Source organism: Fretibacterium sp., from assembly GCF_057312375.1.
This window is the reverse complement of the sequence record NZ_DBHLDX010000038.1, coordinates 11,813-17,772: the sequence shown is the minus strand read 5'-3', so window position 1 is coordinate 17,772 and position 5,960 is coordinate 11,813. Positions and strand designations below refer to the sequence as shown.

Below are 5,960 nucleotides of genomic sequence, written 5' to 3'. Positions count from 1 at the left end.
CTGGGGACTACTTTACTGTCACTATCCAAATTTTGTCAATCGATGACACGCCCTAATCCAGAAGCATTGACATTCATCTATGTGTTCGCTACAATATTTACATAGATAATGATCAATGTGAGGTGACTGATATGAACTCTATGGATGTAGCCCTGATCTGCAAGGCTTTAGGCGACAGCAACCGATTGGAGATCATGAAAATGCTCTCTGGCGGAGAAAAATGCGGCTGCAAGCTGTTGGAACGCTTCGAGATCACACAACCGACCCTTTCCCATCACATGAAAATTCTGGTGGAGTGCGGACTTGTGAACGCCTGGAAGGATGGCAAATGGCAGCACTATTCTTTGAACTGCGAGACCTTGACCCATTTCAAAAAATTTATTGACGATCTGATCTGCTGCGTTCCTGGCTCAGGCTACGAAAGCGGGTGTTGCTTTTGATCGGCGAGTTTATCACAAATCAGATATTAGGCATGAAATGGCTGAACGCGCTCATCGGGACTTTTTTGAGTGCACTCGGCTTAGACACTACCGGGCGGATCGGCGGAAGTGTTCAATTCTTCCTCTATGACGTCGTCAAAATCACGTTTCTGCTCTGTGTACTGATTTATGCGATTTCTTACATTCAAAGTTATTTCCCGCCGGAACGCAGCAAGAAGATCATGGGACGCTTTCACGGCGTTTGGGCAAATTGCATTGCAGCGCTGCTGGGTACGGTCACACCGTTCTGCTCCTGCTCATCCATTCCGCTGTTTATCGGTTTTACCAGTGCCGGTCTCCCGCTGGGCGTAACATTCTCATTTCTGATCTCCTCTCCTATGGTCGATCTCGGCAGTCTAGTACTATTGATGAGCATCTTCGGCGTGAAAGTCGCTGTTCTCTACGTTGTTCTCGGACTTGTCATCGCCGTTGCGGGTGGAACGCTGATTGAGAAATTGTGCTCGGAAAGCCAGGTGGAGGAATTCATCCGCAAAGCAAGCACTATCGACATCGCTTCCCCAACTCTCACACAAAAAGAACGGCTGGTCTACGCCAAGGATCAGGTAGCGGAAACCTTCAAGAAGGTGCTCCCGTATATCCTTGTTGGTGTTGGCATCGGTGCAGTGATCCACAACTGGATTCCGGAAAGCTGGGTCGTGACCGTTCTCGGAAGCAACAATCCATTTGGTGTAATTCTGGCAACGATCATCGGTATTCCCATGTATGCGGACATTTTTGGGACAATCCCCATCGCGGAAGCGCTGCTGGCAAAGGGCGCTCAACTTGGGACGGTACTTGCCTTTATGATGGGGGTGACTACTCTGTCACTGCCATCCATGATCATGTTGCGCAAAGCAGTGAAGCCTGAGCTTTTAAGTGTGTTTGTTACCATTTGTGCCGTGGGAATTATACTTGTAGGCTATTTGTTTAATCTGTTTCAAGGTTATATCATTTAATGGGAGGACACCTATCATGTCGTTTTTCGGATTTGACAAGAAAAAAGAAGAAGTGAAGCCGACTTGTTGTCGCGGCGACAACTGCACACCGGGTCCCATGCAGGCGGCAGAGAGTGAGAAGAAGCAGAACGGGGTCAAAATTCTCGGCGGCGGATGCGCCAAATGCAATACGTTGGAAGCAGCCACCTTGGAAGCATTGACCGAGCTTGGTATGGATACGACCATCAACCATGTTCGTGATTTTGAGAAGATCGCCGCCTACGGTGTGATGACCACACCTGCGCTGGTAGTGGACGGACAGGTCATGTCCTACGGCAAGGTGCTGAAAAAGGACGAAGTTATCGCCATTCTGAAGAGGGTTAAAGCGTAATATAAAAGCTCGCCGGATTGTACATCGCAAGAAGCAAAAGCCGATCCGGACGCCAGATGCCCCAAAGAACGTCCGCACGTTCGCGGGACACCGGGATATAATGGTTAAAGGGAGCCGCAGGATCACGAGGGGAGGCGGGGAGGATGCGCGTCGTCGCCGCGGCCCCTGAAGGACGTGCCTGCGGAATACGGTAACGTTCGATCTGAAGCGCCGGCAGACGCCGATATAATTTCGAGAGTACTTGAGGCAAGATGCGTCCGTGAAGGACATTGCGCAGCCGCTCGAAGATATCCGTCAGCTTGGCGTACAAATCAGGAATTCGTCGCAGGACCCCATGCCGCGATGCAGGTTGGATGACACATGAAAGACGAGATCAAGTATGCTTTGGGTGGCTTGTTTTTTACGTGGGACGATGAGAAGGCCGTAGCGAATTGGCGTAAGCATAAAGTGACGTTTGAGCTTGCCGCTGAAGTGTTTTTTGACGAGAACGCTATGGACCTGCCCGATGAGCTTCACGACGGCACGGAACCACGCCGTAGAATAACCGGGGCCATCGCCGATTTCTCAAAGTCATTGTTTGTCGTGTACGTCGAACGTGAAGACTGGAACGGTATTGAGCTGATTCGTATCATTTCTGCCGGGGTGGCGGAAAGAAGGGAGAGAGGCGTATGAGCGACAATTATCCAAGTGACTATCCACGCAGCCGGAAGGAAGCCATCGCGGCTTTGCGCACGGTTCGGGATGAGGACATAGACTTCTCGGACATTCCGGCGACAACCGACGAGGAGCTGAAGCGTTTCCGCCGCGGCGGGGATTATTTCCGCGAGGTCGGCCAGCGTAATCTTGCGGCACTTACACGTATAATGTGCGGCAAAGGGGGCAGCGACAGCGCCGCCGCAGAGGCGCTGATCGCGCACACGCCGTCGTCACGGCCCCCAGAGGACGTTCCTGCGGAATACGGTAACGTTTCGATCTGAAGCGCCAGGCGGGGGGCAGCGGTCAACCCTTGACCGTTCCGTGAGGGCCCTCGAAAACGGTACGATGGATTCGATACGACGGAACGGGAGCCTGAGAGAACCGATCGAGGAGGCGACGTGTGATGGAACAAAGCATGGAAGGGTTGCTGTTGTCCTTTGACGAACGGTATCCCTGCTGGACGCCCGCGATGCTGGCCCTGGCGGAGCTGGACCGGACGGCAGCCGACGACCTGACGCGCGAGGGGCTCTTGGAGTTCGGAGAGGGCGTCTACAGCCTGTCGCCGGCGGGCAGGGAGGCGTTTTTGAAGCTCGCGGGCGAGGCCTGCCTGCCCTCCAGGCCGGGGGAGGCCCCGGACAGGAAGCGGGCCGCCCGATGGGGGGAGCTGATGCTGCTCCTGGACAAGCGGCACCTTCAGCGATGGGGGGTGAAGGAGTACGTCGCCCCGTTCCGGTTCGCGCTGCCCGACGTCAGGGGAGAGGACCTCTTCGTCATGGACGAGGCCGCTCCGGTCTGGCGTTACCAGGACGCGCCCGTCTTCAGGAAGATGGCCGAGGACTTCCCGGAAACGGGGGCAGCCGCTCGAACCCAGCCCATGCCGAACGCGGAGGAGGTCCGCGCGTGGCTCGCGGCGAACGCCCCCGGCCTGCGGGAGGTGGAGTTCGACCTGCTGTACAAGAGCCGCTACGACTTTCAGGCCTACGCGAAGTTCCCGCCCCTCCCCGCGGACCCCTGCGGCCTGTTCAACGCCGACCATTTCCTCTTTGCCTTCATGCCTCCCCCCGCGCCGGAGAACCTGCCCCAATACCTGGAAAAGGTCGGGGAGTTCCAGATGTTCCTGACGATGCTCAGGCGGCTCTACCTTCCGGGCTACGTGGACCTGGACGCGATGGATCAGGACGGCGTCAACTGGCTTCTCTTTGCCTTTGAGGAGGAGCGGGACGCAGAGCGCTGCGCGAAGCTGCTGAGCCCGATCGCCGAGGCCCTTCCGGGGCCTGCGGCGCCCCTGGAGCTGTGGAGCGTCAGCCTCGAAGGGCTGCGGGACTACCCAGGAGGGCAGGCGGAGACGATATGGGATATCCTGCCCTTCGCGGCCCATTCCATCTACCGCCTCACCTGATTCCAATTCTAAATCACCGCAAATTCCTGTACCTTACATTAAGGCGGGAGGAAGGGCTGAGCGCTCCTTCCTCCCGCCTTGACGTTTGCGCCTTGACGAACGGCGAACCCCCTCAGGCCTTATCGCCCTCAGATGAAACGTCCGTGGCTGGCCCCGCGGGCTTCTCCACGTCCGGGGCGGAGCCCTCCACGCGCCGGATGATCTCCCGTATCTCGTCGCCCGTGATGGCCTCCTTCTCCTGAAGCACGCGCGCCGCCTCGTGCAGCGTCGCCTCGTGGGCCTTCAGAAGCTCCACCGCCCTCTCCTGCGCCCCGCTCACCAGGCGGCGGATCTCCTCGTCGATCGTCTCGAAGGTGCTGCTGCCCAGGTCCGTGCGGCTCTCGGCCTCATTGTGCAGGTAGGTCATGGCGCGTCCGGCGTAGCGCACCGGCCCCAAGCGGCTCGACATGCCGAACTCCGTCACCATGCGCCGCGCCGTCTCCGTGGCGCGCTCCAGGTCGTTGGAGGCCCCCGTGGAGGGCTCCTGGAAGATCAAAAGCTCCGCCGCCCGGCCGCCCAGCAGCACCGCCAGGCGCGACTGCAGCTCCGCCTCCCCCACGATGTACTGGTCCTCCGTCGGCATCTGCATGGTGTAGCCCAGGGCGCCCCGGGCCGTCGGGATGATGCTGACCCGATGTACCGGGTCCGTGCCGGGCAGGAAGCAGGCCGCCAGAGCGTGGCCCGTTTCGTGGTAGGCCACCCGCCGCCGCACCGCGGGCGTCAGGGGGGTCCTGCGCTGCAGGCCCGCCACCACGCGCTCGATGGCCAGGTCGAAGTCCTGAGCGGACACCTTCTCCGCCTTGCGGCGCACCGCCATGAGCGCCGCCTCGTTGGCGATGTTCGCCAGGTCCGCCCCCGAAAAGCCGGGGGTCACCTTCGCCAGCGCCTTGAGGTTTACGCTGTCGTCCAACGGAATCTCCCGCGTATGGATTTGAAGGATCTCCTGCCGCCCTTCCTCCGTCGGGAGCACCACCTGAATCTGGCGGTCGAAGCGCCCCGGGCGCAGCAGCGCCTGGTCCAGGATCTCCGGACGGTTCGTCGCCGCCATGATGACGACGCCCGTGTTGGGCGTGAAGCCGTCCATCTCCGCCAGGAGCTGGTTCAGGGTGTTCTCCTGTTCGCTGTTGCCCGTCATGGAGAGAGCGCGGGACTGCCCGATGGCGTCGATCTCGTCGATGAAGATGATGCAGGGCGCCTTCTTCTTGGCCTGCTCGAACATGTCGCGCACCCGCGCCGCGCCGACGCCGACGAACATCTCGACGAAGCTGGACCCCGTGATGAAGAAGAAGGGCACGCCCGCCTCGCCCGCCGTGGCCTTGGCCAGCATCGTCTTGCCCGTGCCGGGCGGCCCCACCAGGAGGACGCCCTTCGGCAGCTTCGCACCGAACCGATTGTACCGCTCAGGCTCCTTCAGGAAGTCGATGATCTCCCGAAGCTCCACCTCCGCCTCGCCCACGCCGCCCAGGTCCTTGAAGTGGACCCCCGTCATCTCGCCCTGCAGCTCCTGGGCCTTGCTGCGGCCGAAGGAGAGCACGCTGCCGCTGCCGCCGCTCATCCGCTTGAAGATGAAGTACCAGAGCAGGAGCAGGGGCAGGAAGGGCAGGAGCACGCCGAGGACCGTGTCCAGGATGGCGCCCTGCTGCGCCACGCCGCCGAAGGTGACGTCCGCGCTGGCGAGCTTCTCCACCAGGAGCGGGTCGAGGACTCGCACGACGTTCCGAACGACCGGGGCGGGGCTGCGGTCGAGGATGATCCCGCCCACGACGGGCCGGTCGTTGAGGTCGGAGCTGACGGCCTTCAGCCTGTACACGATGCGCTCCGCCGCCAGATCGACCTCGTCGATAGCTCCATTCTCGAGGTCCGCCAGAAACGTGCTGTACGGCACCTCCGTCCTGCTCTCCATGTAGGGCTTATAGACGAGGTCCGCAAAGAGCCACGCCAGGACGAGCGCCACCAGAAAATAACCCGCGGAGAACTTCTGCCCCTTATTCATCCGGTTCCTCCATAGTTTTCGCCGTTTT

The 5,960-nt window shown here is 59.8% G+C and carries 8 protein-coding genes; 6 read left to right on the top strand and 2 right to left on the bottom strand.

All coding sequences use genetic code 11. The features are described 5' to 3' along the window. Nucleotides 1–131: 131 nt before the first annotated feature. The 3 genes from ACO41U_RS07000 to ACO41U_RS06990 are packed head-to-tail and all read left to right on the top strand — an operon-like array spanning nucleotide 132 to nucleotide 1,805. Nucleotides 132–440, top strand: coding sequence for an ArsR/SmtB family transcription factor (locus ACO41U_RS07000; RefSeq protein ID WP_485942678.1), 309 nt, complete (start codon nucleotides 132–134; stop codon nucleotides 438–440). Continuing rightward, nucleotides 437–1,435 (top strand): permease, encoded by a 999-nt coding sequence (locus tag ACO41U_RS06995; protein ID WP_485942676.1) that lies wholly within the window; start codon nucleotides 437–439, stop codon nucleotides 1,433–1,435. The genes ACO41U_RS07000 and ACO41U_RS06995 overlap by 4 nt, the downstream gene beginning before the upstream one ends. A gap of 16 nt (nucleotides 1,436–1,451) precedes the next feature. Next, a complete protein-coding gene (locus ACO41U_RS06990) occupies nucleotides 1,452–1,805 on the top strand; it encodes a thioredoxin family protein (protein WP_485942674.1) in 354 nt (117 codons plus the stop codon). On the opposite strand, the gene ACO41U_RS06985 is transcribed toward ACO41U_RS06990, so the two are convergent. Beyond that, nucleotides 1,795–2,115, bottom strand: coding sequence for a hypothetical protein (locus tag ACO41U_RS06985; RefSeq protein WP_485942672.1), 321 nt, complete (start codon nucleotides 2,113–2,115; stop codon nucleotides 1,795–1,797). The genes ACO41U_RS06990 and ACO41U_RS06985 overlap by 11 nt on opposite strands. A gap of 50 nt (nucleotides 2,116–2,165) precedes the next feature. Here ACO41U_RS06985 and ACO41U_RS06980 point away from each other — a divergent pair, with 50 nt between their 5' ends. The 3 genes from ACO41U_RS06980 to ACO41U_RS06970 all read left to right on the top strand — a co-directional run bounded on the left by ACO41U_RS06980 (nucleotide 2,166) and on the right by ACO41U_RS06970 (nucleotide 3,900). Continuing rightward, entirely contained in the window at nucleotides 2,166–2,477 is a 312-nt protein-coding gene (locus ACO41U_RS06980) for a BrnT family toxin (protein WP_485942670.1), read from the top strand. Continuing rightward, on the top strand, nucleotides 2,474–2,782 hold the full coding sequence (locus ACO41U_RS06975) for a hypothetical protein (RefSeq protein ID WP_485942668.1): 309 nt from the start codon (nucleotides 2,474–2,476) through the stop codon (nucleotides 2,780–2,782). The genes ACO41U_RS06980 and ACO41U_RS06975 overlap by 4 nt, the downstream gene beginning before the upstream one ends. A 122-nt stretch (nucleotides 2,783–2,904) precedes the next feature. Beyond that, nucleotides 2,905–3,900 (top strand): hypothetical protein, encoded by a 996-nt coding sequence (locus ACO41U_RS06970; RefSeq protein ID WP_485942666.1) that lies wholly within the window; start codon nucleotides 2,905–2,907, stop codon nucleotides 3,898–3,900. A 112-nt stretch (nucleotides 3,901–4,012) separates the two neighbouring features. Here the strand turns inward: ACO41U_RS06970 and ftsH are convergent, their stop codons facing one another. Further along, nucleotides 4,013–5,932, bottom strand: a complete 1,920-nt coding sequence (gene ftsH / locus ACO41U_RS06965) for an ATP-dependent zinc metalloprotease FtsH (RefSeq protein WP_485942664.1) — start codon at nucleotides 5,930–5,932, stop codon at nucleotides 4,013–4,015. Between the last annotated feature and the right edge of the window lie 28 nt (nucleotides 5,933–5,960).

Coding starts and splice junctions, on each gene's coding strand:
- ACO41U_RS07000 (WP_485942678.1), top strand. CDS start 132: ATGAACTCTATGGATGTAGCCCTGATCTGCAAGGCTTTAGGCGACAGC.
- ACO41U_RS06990 (WP_485942674.1), top strand. CDS start 1,452: ATGTCGTTTTTCGGATTTGACAAGAAAAAAGAAGAAGTGAAGCCGACT.
- ACO41U_RS06980 (WP_485942670.1), top strand. CDS start 2,166: ATGAAAGACGAGATCAAGTATGCTTTGGGTGGCTTGTTTTTTACGTGG.
- ACO41U_RS06975 (WP_485942668.1), top strand. CDS start 2,474: ATGAGCGACAATTATCCAAGTGACTATCCACGCAGCCGGAAGGAAGCC.
- ACO41U_RS06970 (WP_485942666.1), top strand. CDS start 2,905: ATGGAACAAAGCATGGAAGGGTTGCTGTTGTCCTTTGACGAACGGTAT.
- ftsH (WP_485942664.1), bottom strand. CDS start 5,932: ATGAATAAGGGGCAGAAGTTCTCCGCGGGTTATTTTCTGGTGGCGCTC.